Source organism: Heyndrickxia ginsengihumi, assembly GCF_011008565.1.
GTDB lineage: Bacteria > Bacillota > Bacilli > Bacillales > Bacillaceae_C > Weizmannia > Weizmannia ginsengihumi.
In genome coordinates, this window is record NZ_JAAIWK010000017.1 from 43,560 (window position 1) to 58,377 (window position 14,818).

25 protein-coding genes are annotated in these 14,818 nt (G+C 33.6%); 6 read left to right on the forward strand and 19 right to left on the reverse strand.

Annotated elements, in window-relative coordinates:
* Positions 1-7: 7 nt before the first annotated feature.
* The 6 genes from G4D61_RS11185 to G4D61_RS11210 form a co-directional block, all read right to left on the reverse strand.
* Positions 8-1,681, reverse strand: coding sequence for a terminase TerL endonuclease subunit (locus tag G4D61_RS11185; RefSeq protein WP_235929363.1), 1,674 nt, complete (start codon positions 1,679-1,681; stop codon positions 8-10).
* Positions 1,671-1,979 carry a P27 family phage terminase small subunit gene (locus G4D61_RS11190; protein ID WP_035354179.1) on the reverse strand — a complete coding sequence of 103 codons (309 nt, stop codon included), beginning with the start codon at positions 1,977-1,979 and terminating at the stop codon, positions 1,671-1,673. The genes G4D61_RS11185 and G4D61_RS11190 overlap by 11 nt, the downstream gene beginning before the upstream one ends.
* 203 nt (positions 1,980-2,182) lie before the next feature.
* Positions 2,183-2,509 (reverse strand): HNH endonuclease, encoded by a 327-nt coding sequence (locus G4D61_RS11195; protein ID WP_163173950.1) that lies wholly within the window; start codon positions 2,507-2,509, stop codon positions 2,183-2,185.
* 427 nt (positions 2,510-2,936) lie between these two features.
* A complete protein-coding gene (locus G4D61_RS11200; protein WP_163173952.1) occupies positions 2,937-3,230 on the reverse strand; it encodes a hypothetical protein in 294 nt (97 codons plus the stop codon).
* A 293-nt stretch (positions 3,231-3,523) separates the two neighbouring features.
* On the reverse strand, positions 3,524-4,066 hold the full coding sequence (locus G4D61_RS11205; protein ID WP_163173954.1) for a site-specific integrase: 543 nt from the start codon (positions 4,064-4,066) through the stop codon (positions 3,524-3,526).
* Positions 4,044-4,526 (reverse strand): ArpU family phage packaging/lysis transcriptional regulator, encoded by a 483-nt coding sequence (locus tag G4D61_RS11210; RefSeq protein ID WP_163173956.1) that lies wholly within the window; start codon positions 4,524-4,526, stop codon positions 4,044-4,046. Before G4D61_RS11210 ends, G4D61_RS11205 begins: the two co-directional genes overlap by 23 nt.
* A 273-nt stretch (positions 4,527-4,799) precedes the next feature.
* On the opposite strand from G4D61_RS11210, the gene G4D61_RS11215 reads away from it, so the two are divergent.
* Positions 4,800-4,952, forward strand: coding sequence for a hypothetical protein (locus G4D61_RS11215; protein ID WP_163173958.1), 153 nt, complete (start codon positions 4,800-4,802; stop codon positions 4,950-4,952).
* Positions 4,953-5,229: 277 nt separating this feature from the next.
* On the opposite strand, the gene G4D61_RS11220 is transcribed toward G4D61_RS11215, so the two are convergent.
* From G4D61_RS11220 to G4D61_RS11250, 7 genes are all read right to left on the reverse strand, one after another.
* Complete coding sequence (locus tag G4D61_RS11220; protein WP_163173960.1) at positions 5,230-5,511, reverse strand: hypothetical protein; 282 nt, start codon at positions 5,509-5,511, stop codon at positions 5,230-5,232.
* A 204-nt stretch (positions 5,512-5,715) separates the two neighbouring features.
* Entirely contained in the window at positions 5,716-5,862 is a 147-nt protein-coding gene (locus G4D61_RS11225; RefSeq protein WP_161783366.1) for a hypothetical protein, read from the reverse strand.
* Entirely contained in the window at positions 5,849-6,100 is a 252-nt protein-coding gene (locus G4D61_RS11230) for a hypothetical protein (protein ID WP_163173962.1), read from the reverse strand. Before G4D61_RS11230 ends, G4D61_RS11225 begins: the two co-directional genes overlap by 14 nt.
* Positions 6,101-6,114: 14 nt before the next feature.
* Positions 6,115-6,402: a hypothetical protein gene (locus G4D61_RS11235; protein WP_052137841.1), complete on the reverse strand. Its 288-nt coding sequence runs from the start codon at positions 6,400-6,402 to the stop codon at positions 6,115-6,117.
* Positions 6,403-6,527: 125 nt separating this feature from the next.
* Positions 6,528-6,734 (reverse strand): XtrA/YqaO family protein, encoded by a 207-nt coding sequence (locus G4D61_RS11240; RefSeq protein WP_035354166.1) that lies wholly within the window; start codon positions 6,732-6,734, stop codon positions 6,528-6,530.
* An 86-nt stretch (positions 6,735-6,820) separates the two neighbouring features.
* Positions 6,821-7,243 carry a single-stranded DNA-binding protein gene (gene ssb / locus G4D61_RS11245; protein ID WP_163173964.1) on the reverse strand — a complete coding sequence of 141 codons (423 nt, stop codon included), beginning with the start codon at positions 7,241-7,243 and terminating at the stop codon, positions 6,821-6,823.
* Positions 7,244-7,257: 14 nt separating this feature from the next.
* On the reverse strand, positions 7,258-8,307 hold the full coding sequence (locus tag G4D61_RS11250; RefSeq protein ID WP_052137840.1) for a DnaD domain-containing protein: 1,050 nt from the start codon (positions 8,305-8,307) through the stop codon (positions 7,258-7,260).
* A gap of 92 nt (positions 8,308-8,399) precedes the next feature.
* On the opposite strand from G4D61_RS11250, the gene G4D61_RS11255 reads away from it, so the two are divergent.
* Entirely contained in the window at positions 8,400-8,693 is a 294-nt protein-coding gene (locus G4D61_RS11255) for a hypothetical protein (protein ID WP_035354160.1), read from the forward strand.
* On the opposite strand, the gene G4D61_RS11260 is transcribed toward G4D61_RS11255, so the two are convergent.
* The 6 genes from G4D61_RS11260 to G4D61_RS11285 form a co-directional block, all read right to left on the reverse strand.
* Positions 8,686-8,943 (reverse strand): hypothetical protein, encoded by a 258-nt coding sequence (locus G4D61_RS11260; protein ID WP_163173966.1) that lies wholly within the window; start codon positions 8,941-8,943, stop codon positions 8,686-8,688. The genes G4D61_RS11255 and G4D61_RS11260 overlap by 8 nt on opposite strands.
* A 185-nt stretch (positions 8,944-9,128) precedes the next feature.
* Positions 9,129-9,332 (reverse strand): hypothetical protein, encoded by a 204-nt coding sequence (locus tag G4D61_RS11265; RefSeq protein ID WP_163173968.1) that lies wholly within the window; start codon positions 9,330-9,332, stop codon positions 9,129-9,131.
* Between the two features lie 84 nt (positions 9,333-9,416).
* On the reverse strand, positions 9,417-9,698 hold the full coding sequence (locus G4D61_RS11270) for a hypothetical protein (protein ID WP_035354153.1): 282 nt from the start codon (positions 9,696-9,698) through the stop codon (positions 9,417-9,419).
* 12 nt (positions 9,699-9,710) lie between these two features.
* Positions 9,711-9,980 (reverse strand): group-specific protein, encoded by a 270-nt coding sequence (locus G4D61_RS11275; protein WP_035354152.1) that lies wholly within the window; start codon positions 9,978-9,980, stop codon positions 9,711-9,713.
* Positions 9,981-9,997: 17 nt separating this feature from the next.
* Positions 9,998-10,519, reverse strand: a complete 522-nt coding sequence (locus G4D61_RS11280; RefSeq protein ID WP_035354151.1) for a helix-turn-helix domain-containing protein — start codon at positions 10,517-10,519, stop codon at positions 9,998-10,000.
* 213 nt (positions 10,520-10,732) lie between these two features.
* Complete coding sequence (locus G4D61_RS11285) at positions 10,733-10,978, reverse strand: helix-turn-helix transcriptional regulator (protein ID WP_163173970.1); 246 nt, start codon at positions 10,976-10,978, stop codon at positions 10,733-10,735.
* 156 nt (positions 10,979-11,134) lie between these two features.
* On the opposite strand from G4D61_RS11285, the gene G4D61_RS11290 reads away from it, so the two are divergent.
* The 4 genes from G4D61_RS11290 (at position 11,135) to G4D61_RS11305 (ending at position 14,793) form a co-directional block, all read left to right on the forward strand.
* Entirely contained in the window at positions 11,135-11,524 is a 390-nt protein-coding gene (locus tag G4D61_RS11290) for a helix-turn-helix domain-containing protein (protein WP_163173972.1), read from the forward strand.
* 87 nt (positions 11,525-11,611) lie between these two features.
* Positions 11,612-13,267, forward strand: coding sequence for an AAA family ATPase (locus G4D61_RS11295; protein ID WP_163173974.1), 1,656 nt, complete (start codon positions 11,612-11,614; stop codon positions 13,265-13,267).
* 58 nt (positions 13,268-13,325) lie between these two features.
* Positions 13,326-14,201 carry a DNA adenine methylase gene (locus G4D61_RS11300; protein WP_163173976.1) on the forward strand — a complete coding sequence of 292 codons (876 nt, stop codon included), beginning with the start codon at positions 13,326-13,328 and terminating at the stop codon, positions 14,199-14,201.
* A 79-nt stretch (positions 14,202-14,280) separates the two neighbouring features.
* Positions 14,281-14,793 (forward strand): ImmA/IrrE family metallo-endopeptidase, encoded by a 513-nt coding sequence (locus G4D61_RS11305; protein WP_163173978.1) that lies wholly within the window; start codon positions 14,281-14,283, stop codon positions 14,791-14,793.
* Positions 14,794-14,818: the final 25 nt, after the last annotated feature.

Genomic DNA, 14,818 nt, shown 5'->3' on the forward strand with positions numbered 1-14,818 from the left:
TCACCTCCTAAACGATAATTGGATTGATTGAAATACTATCAATGTCAATGTCTCCGTAATCCTCAAGCTCTCCATCGCAATTAAGAGCATGCAAAAAGGCGAAAAACCCATCGGTCTTCCGCTTTTCTTTGTCTATTTTCTTGTATTCTTTATTTCCATTAGCCAAATAATCAACATATACATTCCCAACGTACCAGCGCATTAATGGATCGTTACCAAATACTAATGTTTGGTTAATAAATGCATCATCCACAATTGGCGAGAGTTTACTATGAGTGAAATTACCTGTACGGCAGATTTCAACCTCGAATCCTGCCTCTTCTAATTTTGGGCCAAGGATTGCAGCTCTATAAGTATCCATACAGATTTTCTTTATATAATATTTTTTTGCTGTTTCTACAAACCAAGCAACAATTTTCTCTGGTGGAATAGATTTACCATACACAATCTCTGCAAGCCCTTTGTCAACTGCCAGTTGGATAATATCTTTATTAATATCTTGTAATTCTAAAGCCATATGATGGATAAACGTGTGCTGTAGCCAATACCTTTTTCCCTTGAATTTTATGAGAACACCAACAGAACAAAAGTCTCGCACGTCCGCAAAATCGACACCACCAATTGCATCCATACCCTTTAATTGTGGTGGAATAGGTTGATTCGTAGCAAGACGATCCTCATAACTAGCAACTTCAAAACGGGTATCTTCAATTGGGCTATTCATACGTTTTGTCATAAATTCAATTTTAATGGCTGGCTTACGTTTGGCCAGATTAAATTCTTTGAGCATTTTCTTTTTCAGCGTTTTATTATATGGCAGTGACGGATTAGCTTTCGGCCAATTTTCCGGATCATCTGCTTCCGCCGGGTCATCCAGCTTACATATAAACGGAAAAAATCCAATGTCCTCAATTTCTCCATTTAATACCATTCGGGCCTCTTCTTTAAGATCATCTAACGGACCGCCCCTGACATTACCATCTGTACTAAAATGAAATTCACGATAGTCTTTAACCTTACCGCCGCCAGAGGTAAAAACTTTAATAGCATCGTAATTGTCATATTCATGTTCTTCATCAAACATAACACAGCCTGGGCGCTTACCGTCTTTTGTTCGAGCATTGGAAGTGTTATAGCGCATTTCGCTTTTTGTTGCTCTATTCATAATAGAAACTTTTGATCTATAAAAAGCATTTTTTAGGCGCTTTTCATTCTCCGGAGTTTCAAGAACACTATGAACATCTTTAAAACTTGTTTTTGCCTGTTCCTCTGAGGTAGCAACAATGTCGATGTCGTAATGCGGAATCCCATGCTGCTTACTCATCATGAAAAATGAATCGTATGAAAAGAATCCATTCTTCCCAGCACCGCGCCCCATGTAAAAAAAGTATCGGTCAAATACTAGCGAATCATCTTCTTTCCAACGCAAACCAAAAATAAAGACATTCGAGAATTTTTGCCACGGGAATAATTCATACGGAAAATAACGCGCAGGAATTGTGACACTATTTTCAGCCATTTTTTCATTGATATAGATATCATTTCTACTTAATACTTTCTTTAAGTAAGCAATTAATTGGAACTGTTCCTTGCACGCCGGAATCTCTCCAGATTCAATCAAATGAAAATACTCTTCAATATAAGGGTGGGTCTGGTAGCTGAGCACATTTTTATATGTCATCACCATCATCCTCTACAACTACACTTTCAATATTTAAAACTGATAAAATCTCAGTCATTCGTTTATTAATTTTAGGTAACTCTGATACGGCGTCATTTTTCTTAGGACCATATCTTCCAACGACCATCGCACCGTATTTTTTTATACTTTTAATCAGATCTTCTTTGATATCCCACAATGCCATGTAGTCTTCAACTAGGTCGTACCAATGGTTTGCGGTCATTTTATTTTGTTTTAACTGATTATGCAAATCGGTGCGAACCCGCATTCTTCTAGTACTTCGAGCGACTTTTGGCATTGTTCTCACCTCACATGGAAATCAAAAAAATATTTTTTCCGATTGCTCCCCCGCGTTTCCCGTCCCCTCACCAAAAGGTCAAAAGTTTTGACCGGGGGGCATAATAGACTCACCAGCAATACAAATGAATTATTTAGTGTTGTTTATTCCTTTTCTTAAACCCTTCGGTACATTAAAAGCTTCATAGACTTCTTCTACACTCATCACCATCGCTCCTCAATCACAAACGGTTTACGTTTGTCCTTCTTCAATCGCTTATCATGTATCTTGTTATGACATTGGATACAAACACTCTCAAGGTTATCTAATGTTAAAGCTAAGTCAGGTCTGTCCTTTACTTCCTTCAAGTGATGGACGTTCTGTGCTCGACTATACTTGCCTTCACGCTTACATTCTTGGCATTCATAGTTATCACGTTCAAGTGCTTCCTGCCTTTTCTTTCTCCATCCACTCCATTTGTAGAATGGAATCATCTTGTCCTCTCTGATCAATCCCTCAAGCCATCTCAATCGTTCACGAGAAATAGTCATTGCTATTCATCCTTTAAAGCTTCATTTGCTTTAACGATTGCTTCATTTGCTATTCTAATAGCTCCATCTGCTAATATCACGGCTTCGTTTGCTTTTCCAATTGCATCATTCATTTTTCTTCTCCTCTCTAAGACTCCCATATTAACTTTCCATCAATTAGGTTTCATATCACTACCTCAGAAAAAGACACCCAATAAAATATTGGATGTCCTTCACTTTGAAAACAGTTAAAGATATTACCGATACAACTCAACCATTATCTATAATAGATATATCCTTGGCATCCGCAAAACTTGATAATAGATTATTTGGTTGAAATGAAATCGTAAGTTTTTATTTTATTTCATACTACAATATTAGCACGTTTAAAATGAAAAATTCTGCCATTATACGGTCATCTTTCGGTCATAAAACGGTCATTTACATTTTATATTCTAAGCACAGACTTTCTTCTATTGGATTTGAACATTTGCTGAGCAATCTTGTGTAGATCATCTTTAGGCTTAGACAAAATAATATTTGTAATATCCTTTCCACAAACTTTACGATTGCCAACCCTATATCCTTTTTCGTTTAATTCGACTGCTGCCTTATTCACACTTTCTATTAATACATAGGTCTTGATTGCGTCTTCTTCAAATGTTTTCGGTTCATATGTTTCCACGAGATTAATATAATTTTCAATTTCTTTTATTTGTTGTTTTGCTTCTTCTATATTCATTTGATCAACTTCCTTAATCATTCTTTATTTCATAAATTTTTTGTGAATCATCTTTAAACTGAATAACAATAATCGTAATGTTTTCGGTTTCCTCAATTTGAACTAACTTTAAATCCTCAGGATTAACAATCATTTTTTCTCCTCCTTAATAATTTATTGAGTACAATACAATACATAGACTGTTGCACTCGCCTAAACGCTGAAAGCGTTGGTACTCATGGTTTAAACAAACTTTTAAAAATGACTGCACGCCATGATTTTTTATGTTGTAGTTAATGCTAAAAAGAAAAGGACTAAATCCTAAATTTGTCCATTGCCTTATCTAATGTATCTTGATTAATACCAATATATCTTTTTGTAATATCTGGACGAGAATGATTAAATAATTCCTGCAGCAAAGCTACATCCTTTGTCTGTTGATAAAAATGATAACCGAAGGTTTTCCTAAGCGTGTGAGTACCGATTTCCGATAATCCTACTTGTTCAGCTGCCTCACGTAAAATACGATAGGCTGTTGACCGATCAATTGGTCTATTAACTCCTTGACGGCTTTTTATGACATAATCTCCATCAGCAAGGTTTTTAACATATGGAATAATTTCTTTCTTAATGTAGCCTGGTATCTTGACCCTTTTATTTTTATTTGTTTTTGTTTCTTTGATATTAATATGACTCTTTAACAGGTCGTCCTTTTTTAGTTGCAGGATATCTGATATTCTCAACCCGGTTGTTATCCCAAGTAAAAACAAAATATAGTTACGTTCACTTTTTCTTTTTAAATGTGCCTTCATTTTTTCAATCTTTTCTGAATCTCTAATTGGCTGGACAAAGTTCATGATCTTTATCCTCCTGTTCTTTATAAACCACAATGTTGAGGGCAAACGCTAAATTATAAAAGGCACTTGATTTTATTCTTCTGTAAGTTCTTTCTGACATATGGAGTTCATTGCAGATTTCCCAATCCCTAACTTCATCTTCGGACATATATCTACGTATGATAATGGCTCTTTCTTTAAATTTAAGACGATTCACTGCCATTGATATTCGTTTAATGTAATGGCTTCGTTCGACAACGTAATCAGCGTTAGCGATGGCTGCATCTTCGGTTGACGAGTGAAAAGCATTACTAAATGTTGGTGGAATATCAAAAGAATAGTTTGGAGTTATTTTAGGTCTGCTATTTAGTTCTGGAGTCAATAAACAAGCACGAAATTTTTCAAGTTTAGCCTCAACTTTTTCTTTTGTTCTTTTTCGATCAATCTCCTTTAGTTCAAAAAAGCTTAATTGATCACCCATACTATTTCCCCCTTTTAATAAATAAAAAAGGACACCAACTAAACAGCATTTAAGCTGTCTTAGTCAGTGTCCGCACGCTTTATCCGTTACTTGGACATATTGATTATTTAGTAATTATACCATGTGTATATTTATATTTAAAATGCGTCGTAGTATTATTTTAAATACAGAGATTTCCCTTCACCCTTCCTTTCTCTTTCCAATATCACTAACTATCCTTCGTATAAATTTTTCTAATTTAGAAAAGATACATTTAGAAGGAGGTGTAACTTTATGTCAAAAAATGATTCTGTATTAGAAATTGGTGTATTAGCTGTTCTTCTAACAACAATATATACTGCAATATTAGCTTCTCAATTAATGGCTACAAAACACAAAGTTGATTACATTTTCTACAAAGACAAATTTAATCATAGTGAAAAATAACTGATTTATCCTTCTAAAAGCCTTCTTTATAAAAAAGTGGGCTTTTTATAATACTTCGCTTCATATTCCTTGCCTAATTCAAATTCATAATTGTTATGCCATTTTACATAAACAACTTTCATTTTATCGCCCTGACGCAATTTTTATGTCATTTTAATTTCCATAAAATAAATAGTACACATAATGCAAAAACACACGCTACTAATGAGAATACCTCGTATTCAATAAGAACTTTAATCGCATCCCTTCTTGTTTCGCAGTATGATCGTACTACGAATTAATCAATTTCAATCTCAACTTCAACAAACTCAAAATGTTTCATGAGATTTGTATATCCAAAATTGCAAATTGCACCTTTTCCAAACTTATCAAAAATAGTCTTTTCATGAAGTTTGAAGTTTTTTATCGCACATTCTTTATCTTCAAATAATGTTGCACTGTTTAAATCCTTCGTTAACCAATCAACATCCTCACCTTTATCATCAAAATAATAATCACCCGTCATGTAATCTTCCTTTGATTCGTCTTTTAGACGTAAAACCCATGCATCCTTTTTCATCGTTTGTCTCTCCTTCCTTGTTTCGCAATATGGTCGGAACAACATAAACTGGCATAATATCCATTAATATTTCCTCCTTTCGCAATATTTTTCTACTACTCTTTCAAAAATCCAGATTGGACAAACAACCTTTTCCAGTGATGCATACGAATCATTTTTTGACGGCGCTTAAATTCCTTTTTAAGTCTCCTTTTATATTTGGCCTTATTCATTCCACTGATCCCCTTCAATCACATGTATTTTATATTCCATTTCTAATTGTTTATCAGTGCACTTATCCCAAAATTCTCTGGAATATCCGGTGCATATATGCAGCCATTCAACCATCATTTCACGTTCAACTCGTGGCATTTGAATCACCCTTTGTAAAATTCCTTAGAAAATAATGTCCTATCTTAAACTGTGTCCTTTCACCGACACCATATATTTCTTGTAAACTTTCAATCCATGACATCATTTTCTTAAAATCTGCTAACCTTTGTTCCTGTGCGCCTTTTTTATAGCCAGCATTATAAGCCTTCATGATCTCTACATTAAGCGTGGAAACAGCCTGTTTAGGCTGCTCTCGCTTTCTAGAATCTTTGCCCATTTGATCACCTCTTGTTAGAACAGCCCGTTTAATCTTGGCTTAATTCTGCCTTTTATGCTCAAATCCATTACCAATAAGACACAATCAATTTCTGGACGTTCAAAATAATCTGCAATATATTTAACGGAGAATCCTTTTCTCCACATTTGTATAAATTCACGTATCTCCCGGGTATCCCAAATAAAATCGATTTCTTCTAGTGCAATATATATTTTTGCTCTTTTTTTCTTCATAAACTGACTTTCGATTTTCCCGACGTTAATACCATCCGATTTCAGTGATTTGCCGATGGACATAGCCATCAATACCCCGCCTCCTGACGTTGGTGATTCACTATCAGTATTTTTAAAAATCAAAATTTTAGATATCTGTACCTTTTACCAACTAGAAAAGGTACAGACTTTGTTTCAAAATAGACTTATCAACATTAAGCCAATTCAGATTCATGAAAATGGACTTTTTTAAATTTACCGTTTATCGTTTCAACAATCGTTTCACCGTGTTCAACAGCTTCACATTTCCTGACGATTCCTCGTTTACCGTCGAGGACAACAACAACAACTTTATCTGGTTCTAAAGCTTGTTTAATCGTCATATCATCTAGTAAGTCAACTTCTTTAATTCTTTTAGCCAAAGCGACACACCCCTTTATGTATGTGGTATAATAAACATGTATAGTGTTTATTTGTCGCTGGGCTCATTGCCCGGCTTTTTTTGTACCTAAAATGGTAAATCATCCTCACTTATTGGTGGAAAATCAGTTGTATCTGAAAATGGTCCATGATCAGAGTTACGCTGATTTTGATTGCCAGATTGATTGTTTTTCTTTGATTCTAGAAATTGTACTGACTCTGCAATCACTTCGGTTACATAAACACGCTTACCAGATTTATCATCATACGTTCTCGTTTGAAGCCTGCCATCCACACCTGCTAGGCTTCCTTTATTCAAGTAATTCGCGACATTCTCAGCAAGCTTTCTCCAAACTACGCAGTTAATAAAGTCTGCCTGCCTTTCTCCTTGCTGATTAGAGAACGTTCGATTCACAGCAAGTGTAAAAGTCGCTACCTGATGTCCATTTGGTGTATATCGTAGATCAGGATCTTTTGTTAACCTTCCCACTAAAACAACACGATTTAACACTTCCAACCCTCATTTCAGCTTTTATATTGTGCTCGAATCGCTTCTAGCCTTTTCCTTTTTTCCTCCAAGCTTTCACCATTCGAACTTACTGGCACATTGCTTGATGGCTGCTCCTTCAAGTGCTCTTTCTCGTACCATGCTGGTAGCTTTTCTGTTCTCAATGATTTGCCTTTACGAGAAGAAAATTGTTTAGATTGGCTATTCTTGCGTTTGGTTTGATAGGCTCTAGCCTGATCTACCGTTTTTATTTGCTTGTCATCCCAATCTTTAAGAACAGCCTCGATAAATCTCCACTTTTTAGCATCCTGTTCAATTGCTATTTTCATGGCTTCGATAACGAGTTCGTCACTTAAATCGTTACACCAAGCAATAATTCTTTGGGATATATAACTGCCAATAACTCCAAATCCATTTTCTTCAAAAAATCTGAATGGATTCTGCGCGGGCGCTTCTCCTTCTAATTCTTTTTTAAGTTCTGAAGTAATCTCTGAAGTAATCTCTGGTATTGCTCTTTCACCGTGAAAGTTCGAACGCTCATTGTGAAAATTCGAATCGTCATTTTGATCGCTCGAACTTTCATTTTGATTTCTCGAATCGTCATTTTGAAAATTCGATTCGTCATTCTGTTTTTTTGATTCCAATACTTGCTGATATCCTTCGAGAAAATAACCCATTTTATTTAAATCAGATTGAATTTGAAACAAGTTCACACGATACTGCAAAGTCTTGTCCCATCTGTATTTCGGATTCGTTCTTTTTGATAACCATCCACACTCACAAAGTTTTTCGAGGTATCTGCGCATTGTTGCTTCTGATTTAGTGATCATGCACTCATCAGCAAGCTCCTCAGCTGTCTTATAAATCCATCCGTTTTGAAGGTCTAAAGCAGAAGAATCTAGTAGTGCAGCTTCCATTCTTTCCTTCTCTTCTTTGATGAATTTGTCAAAATCAGCTACACGCTCAGACCAATAGATCATTTGATTTAAGACAATGGCTAGCTTAAAATCTCCTGTTAACTCAACGAACTCTTCTTTAATCACGATCCTACCTAGTTTAGTTGGCAAGTAGATTCACTTCCTTTCTGTATAATTTCAAAATGCAACTCCCCTTTTCTATAATCTTCTTTGCTAAAATAGTTTTGAAAGGAGGCGATAACATGGTCACTATAAATATGCTTGATGGTGAAAAAATTGAAGTTCATCCTGATACAATATTAATTGGAATTGACAATGCTCCAATAACTGATGAACAACCAACTTTTTATCTAAAACAAAAATACATTGGCAATTTGCAAGGCGACTTTGAAAAAAATGGATCAGCCTTAGCAACAAAAGATGAAAGATTAGGAATAGCCGGATTTCTTCTTTCACATGATTTATTTAGCATTGGCGACGGTGAAGATAAAACTCTTTATTTTACGTCAGCAATAAAATCAATTTCTGTTAAATAACTCTATGTCGGCGTGCTAGTTTTTCAGCTAGTACGCTATTTTTCTCTTTTACTTGCAGTAATATTTTTTTTACTTTGTCATTAAATTCAGCAACTTTTTCATATTCAACTTTTGGCACTTTGACAATAACTTGTTTATTTGGCAACACGCAGACTTCATAAACAGTAAAAATTGACTTTACATCGTTTTCAATGTTGTCTGGAACAAGTCCAGTTAACGTTTTTCCTTCAAAATAGTTCATCATTTCCAACGTCCTTTTCTCCTTTCAATCTTAGAAATAACTATTTTTATAGTGCTAATTCGCACCGTGAGAAGTTGAAACCGCAGTTTTCGGTTTCGCTATCAATTACTCCCGGATTCTCAGCCCTTTTCATTGCAACATACTCCCTATTTCAGCTTCTCACGGCAAGAACCAAACCCTGCCGAAATAATCTATTACTCAGCTTTTGAATGCTTAATCGCTTTATTGAGCCACTTATGAATTTCTTCTTTACTCATACTTTGTTTTCCGTCTTTATCAAACGTGTATTGAAATAAAGACAACATATAAGTGGCTACTTTCCCCCTTTGTGTATAAGGGATGGTGTTAAACTCAGCGATAAGCTCTTTGAATGAACTTTCTAAAGCATTGCTTGACATCGTTATTCACCCACCAAATAAGAAGCCCAAGTCCGATAAGTGTTGCAGGAATAAAGAAGATTCCAAAACATATAAATCCCATTGTTAAGCCTCCCTTTTCTGATATTTGATCGTTTCGGCCTTCACATTTTTTTGAACAAGATTATGAGCTATTTTTGTAAGTTCAATATTACATTTGGACTTTTTTTGTTTAAATTCTTGCAACACTTTCAGTGATTTTAATAAGTCCTCTGTAAATTGAATACTTTTTTCGAAATTATTCTCGCGAATAAATTCTGTTATCGACTTACACAATTGAATTGAACAATGATATTCATTAATAACACGTTTAAAATCCGTCTTTAAAAACTGATCAATCATTATCATTTCTTCTTCCTCCTAATTTCTTGGCTGTTCTTTCAACCAATTAATAAGAAATTGCTTCGTTTCTTCAGCAGGAAAACGCCAATCTCTCCCCACTTTGTATTTTGGAAATCGAGGATCAAAGAAAAATTCTTTCTGGATCGTTCCCCAACTCATGCCGGTCCTACGTTTTAACTCGGCAGAATCCCAAAAAATAAGCTCCGTATCTATTTTTTTTATTTGTTCCTCAATCTTTTCTAAATAAAGCTTTCTTACCTCATTTTCATCAACTTGAATATTGATCATTGAGTACACCCACTTTCTTAAATATCTCTGTTAATATATTTTCTTGATCTAAGAGACAAACGCCATTGAGTAAATATTTTTTTCATAGAAAATTTATGTTCTCTACAAATAACAGCAACTAAGTTGATCATGCTTGCAGCTGCGTCTAGTAATTCGAAGAGTAATTGTTTAATTTCTTCTTTTTCTCTTTCCGATCTTGTATGTATCGATTTGTGCCAATGAATTTGCTTAAGCTTTTCTAGGGCTTCATCCGTTTCAAGTTTGACCAAAAAGACCATGCTACTTGGATGCTGATCGATATGTTCCCCGTCAAAATAAGGAATGGATACATAGCCAGTAGCGTTTTCCCAATTATCAAAGAAGAACTCTGGATCATCGACTGCGTTAGCAATAATTGGGCGCATGTCCTCTGGATAACTCCTTTTTCCAGTTTCATATTTTGCTAAGCTCTCGCGTGAAATGGGTAATTGTTCTGCTAATTGTTCTTGGGTGAGTCCATTTCGTTTACGTGCTTCAGCAAGTTCCTCACCTAATTTCATGTTTAGTTGCTCCTTTTTGTACCAAATTATTTATTTGAATGTGACATGTTCTTTAGTAGAATCATTTTAAAGGTAATTATTTAGTCGAGATAGCAAGCATTCACAGCATGTTCGATATCTTTTAATACTCTGTTGCCTTTTTTTAATTCCTTCATGCCCATATCACCTCCTAGTTAATGTTTTTGCGGGTATGATTCGTTTTCATAACTTTTCTTATCTCCGTAACACAACATTTTGTTGTTTTTTACCAAAAAAAATTTCGTTTGGATCAGCTTGAAAAATATCAGAAATCGCAAGGGCAACTGTAAGGCTTGGGGTTCTTTTACCTTGCTCAATCATTCCATAATAACTATCAGAAATAATAATATTGTATTTTTTATCTAATATATCTACAACATCTTTTTGAAGATATTCTTTTGATTTTCTTAATAAAACTAATTTGTCTCTCCTTTGTTTCAATCTCTCACCCCCAACTTTTTGTTGTCTTAATATTACCCAACAAAAAGTTGTTTGTCAATGAAAAACCCAATTTTTTGTTGTTTTTTAACAATTATATTTTTACACCCAACTGACTGTTGTATAATTGAATTTAAGAAAATATAAAGGAGTATTAAAATGTCAATACTCGCTGAAAGACTAAGGTCACTTAGAAAATTAAATAAGCTCACGCAAAAAGACATTGCTGATTTTTTAGGCATTACCGAAAGTGGGTATGGATATTATGAACAAGGACGTAGAGAGCCATCCTTAGATACCCTTAGAAAACTTGCTGATAAATACGGTGTCTCAGTCTCTTATTTAACAGGTGAAGATGATAAGTCACATGATTATTATGATTCCCTAGCTGAGATCACTAAGCTAGTTAAAGAGTACGGTCTTGATCAAATTGGATTTTTTGATATTGAAGAGTGGAAAAACTTATCTCCCGAAGATGTGCGAATGATTGAAGAACATTTTAAAATGATTGTTAAATTAGCGAAGGAAAGAAATCAAAATAATAAATAGTTTAAAATCTATTCCAATTAATTGGAGATAGCGTCTAGCTGGGACGTTGTCTTTTTGTATTATTTAGAATTATGGAGATGTACCTGTATGAGGAATAAAATAAATTGGATAAATATCTTTAGGTTTAGAAAGCTTAGAAACATAAAAATTAATATAGGAGAAAGAATTACTGTAATTGCTGGTCATAATGGTATCGGGAAGTCAACTATCCTAGGGCTAATTGCCAACGGTTCAGAGCTCAAAGGACATAAAAGTTATTTTGATAAAATATTTCAAAGTCAGTTTCAAGAAATATTTCATTTAGATGCTGATTATGATTATATTCAAGACAAAGAATCAAAATACTCAGTTTTAATGGAATATGAATACAACCAGGAAAAAATATATAAAACATGCAGTATTTCTAAACACGGAGATCGACGCTTAAAAGTTGTACCAAGAAACGCAAATCGTGATGGAAAACAAATAAATGCACCTGTTCAAGACATAGGTTCTAGTGCAAAAGTTCCAATCCCTACACTCTATGTAGGGATGAGCAGGGTGATTCCTATTGGAGAATCAGATCAAAGTTTATATTCATTGACCAGTACTAACGTTGATGAGAGTGATTTAAATTATATGAATACAAAATATAAAGAAATAATCGGAGATGAACACCTCAACACTGAAAAAGCTTCAAAACAAAATTTAAGGCATAGTACTAAACGTTCTATAGGTCCAACATTTGAAGACTATCCCTATCAGTCTGTATCTTTAGGACAGGATAGCCTGAGTTCTATATTGACTTCAATTATTTCATTCAGAAAGCTTAAAAGAGAACTTGGGCAGGAATATAAAGGAGGATTATTAATCATAGATGAAGTAGATGCCTGTCTACATCCTTCTGCTCAAGAAAAGTTAATTACAGTTCTAGACAAAGCATCAAAAAGTTTAATGTTACAGATTATCTGTACCTCTCATTCTTTGACAGTAATTAAAGAAGTGATTGGAAGACAGATACAAACCAGACAAAATCCTGCCGATAACCGATTACATTATAATGTTGTATATCTTCAAAATACAATTAGACCTATGATAATGAAAGAACCAAACTATAAAAAAATAAAAAATGATATGTTTCTAAGATATGCAACTTTTAATGATGATTTTCAAGAAATTAAAGTTTATATGGAAGATGCAGAGGCAAAGTTCCTCCTGCAATCAATCTTAAAATTTTCAGATGGTGTAAATTTAGATGGTGTACGATTAAACAAAATTAGCGCAAATATAAGTTGTGATACTCTACTAAAATTACCATCTAAAGATTCATATTTTAAAAGTGTCATCATCTTGCTTGATGGAGATGTAAAAAAACGCACGGTATATCAACAGATTATTGATGAAAATGAAAATATATGTATTTTACCAGGAGAATTGTCTCCTGAATATACAATTCATCATTATCTTGAGGAACTAGTTAAAAATTCAGATCATCCTTATTGGATTGATAATCAAGAATATATACATTCACAGCTTGTCAGAGATAATATTTTAAATGATATAAATGATAGATTAGAAAATGCTAATGACAAAAAATACAGAGAACACTACAAAGAATGGTTTAGAAGACATCAATTAATATTTGAAAAAACCGAGCTCCTAAGGTACTGGATCCACGATAACGAAGATGATTTAGGAGAGTTTTTTTTCCAATTCAATCTTGCAATTGATTTTATTAAAAAGTTGTATATTACTAATTACTAGTATTCGTTATTCTGGCCAAATTTAAATAATTATTATAATATATGGTTGAGGTGATTTTATGGCCAGAACACTTTCTCCGCTTAGATATCCTGGGGGGAAACATTCTACTTATAATTATGTAAGAGAACTAATCAAAATTAATGATAAGCAAACCTATATAGAGCCGTATGCAGGTGGAGCTGGTGTTGCTATTTCTCTCTTACTAAATGATGAAGTTGATAAAATCATAATCAACGATTATGATAGATCAATATATAGTTTTTGGTACTCTGTTGTTAATTTTCCAGATAAACTTATACAGAAAATTATTGATTGTGAAATCTCTATGGATGAATGGTATAAACAAAAAAAAATCCAAGAATTCAAAGAGAACATTGACGAATTAACGTTAGGTTTTAGTACCCTTTTCCTAAACCGTACAAATCGTTCAGGAATAATAAAGGCGGGTGTTATAGGGGGAAAAGAACAAAAGGGCAAATATAAACTTGATTGTAGATTTAACAAGAGCAAAATAATAAGTAAAATAAAAAAGATATCATCTAAAAAAGATCGGATTTCAATTTATAATGAGGATGCTTATGAATTCATTGATACTGTAATCAAAAAAAATGAAAATTCTTTTACTTTTTTTGATCCACCATATTTTGAAAAAGGGCCATCTTTGTATACTAATTTCTATAGTCAAAAAGATCATGCTGAATTAGCAACCAAAATTAAAAATACGTTAAGTGATTACGTATGGATAGTAACCTATGATCATAATGATAAAATTAAAGAAATGTACACTGGTTTACCTTACTTAGAATACTTTTTAACTTATACTGCTCAAAGAAAAATGCGTGGAATTGAATACATGTTCTTTTCAAAATCGACAAAAATTATTTATCCAGAAGAATTTTTAAAAATATATTCATCCGTTCACTTAAGTTCTTAAAAACTCTTTCTTCCATATGAAAGAGTTTTGTTTTACAATTAAAATAGAACATACATTCGTTTTATAAGGTGAGCTTTAAATGAAAAAAATTAAGTACTGTACAAGTCATTTAGAAGATTGGGTTATAAAATTATATTTAAAATTAAAAATTACCCACCCAGACCAGATAAATATCTATACAGTTGCTCAGTACCTACAAATATATATCCATCACAAACCAATAAATTCATATTTTGAAGTAGTAGGCAGATATAGAGGAGTTAATATTGATTGTAGGAAATCAGCGGAACTTCACAGAGAAATATTTTTTCATGAATTATGTCATATCCTTAGACATGCCGGAATACAAACTATGATGCCGGAGGCATTTCGTGAACTCCAAGAATGGGATGCACAGCATTTTGTTACTTATGCAGCAATCCCCTATCACATGCTAAAGTATATTCGCTTTGATGATCCATTAGTGTTAGAACAAATGTCTGAGATGTTCAAAGTCTCTAAGAAATTATGTTTGCAACGGTTGAACCAATTAAAAAGACGAGGTTATTTTTTGAATGGAAATGTACCTGAAAATGCATTTATTTGTGACTAGTTATTTGATAGATTAATAGCATTTC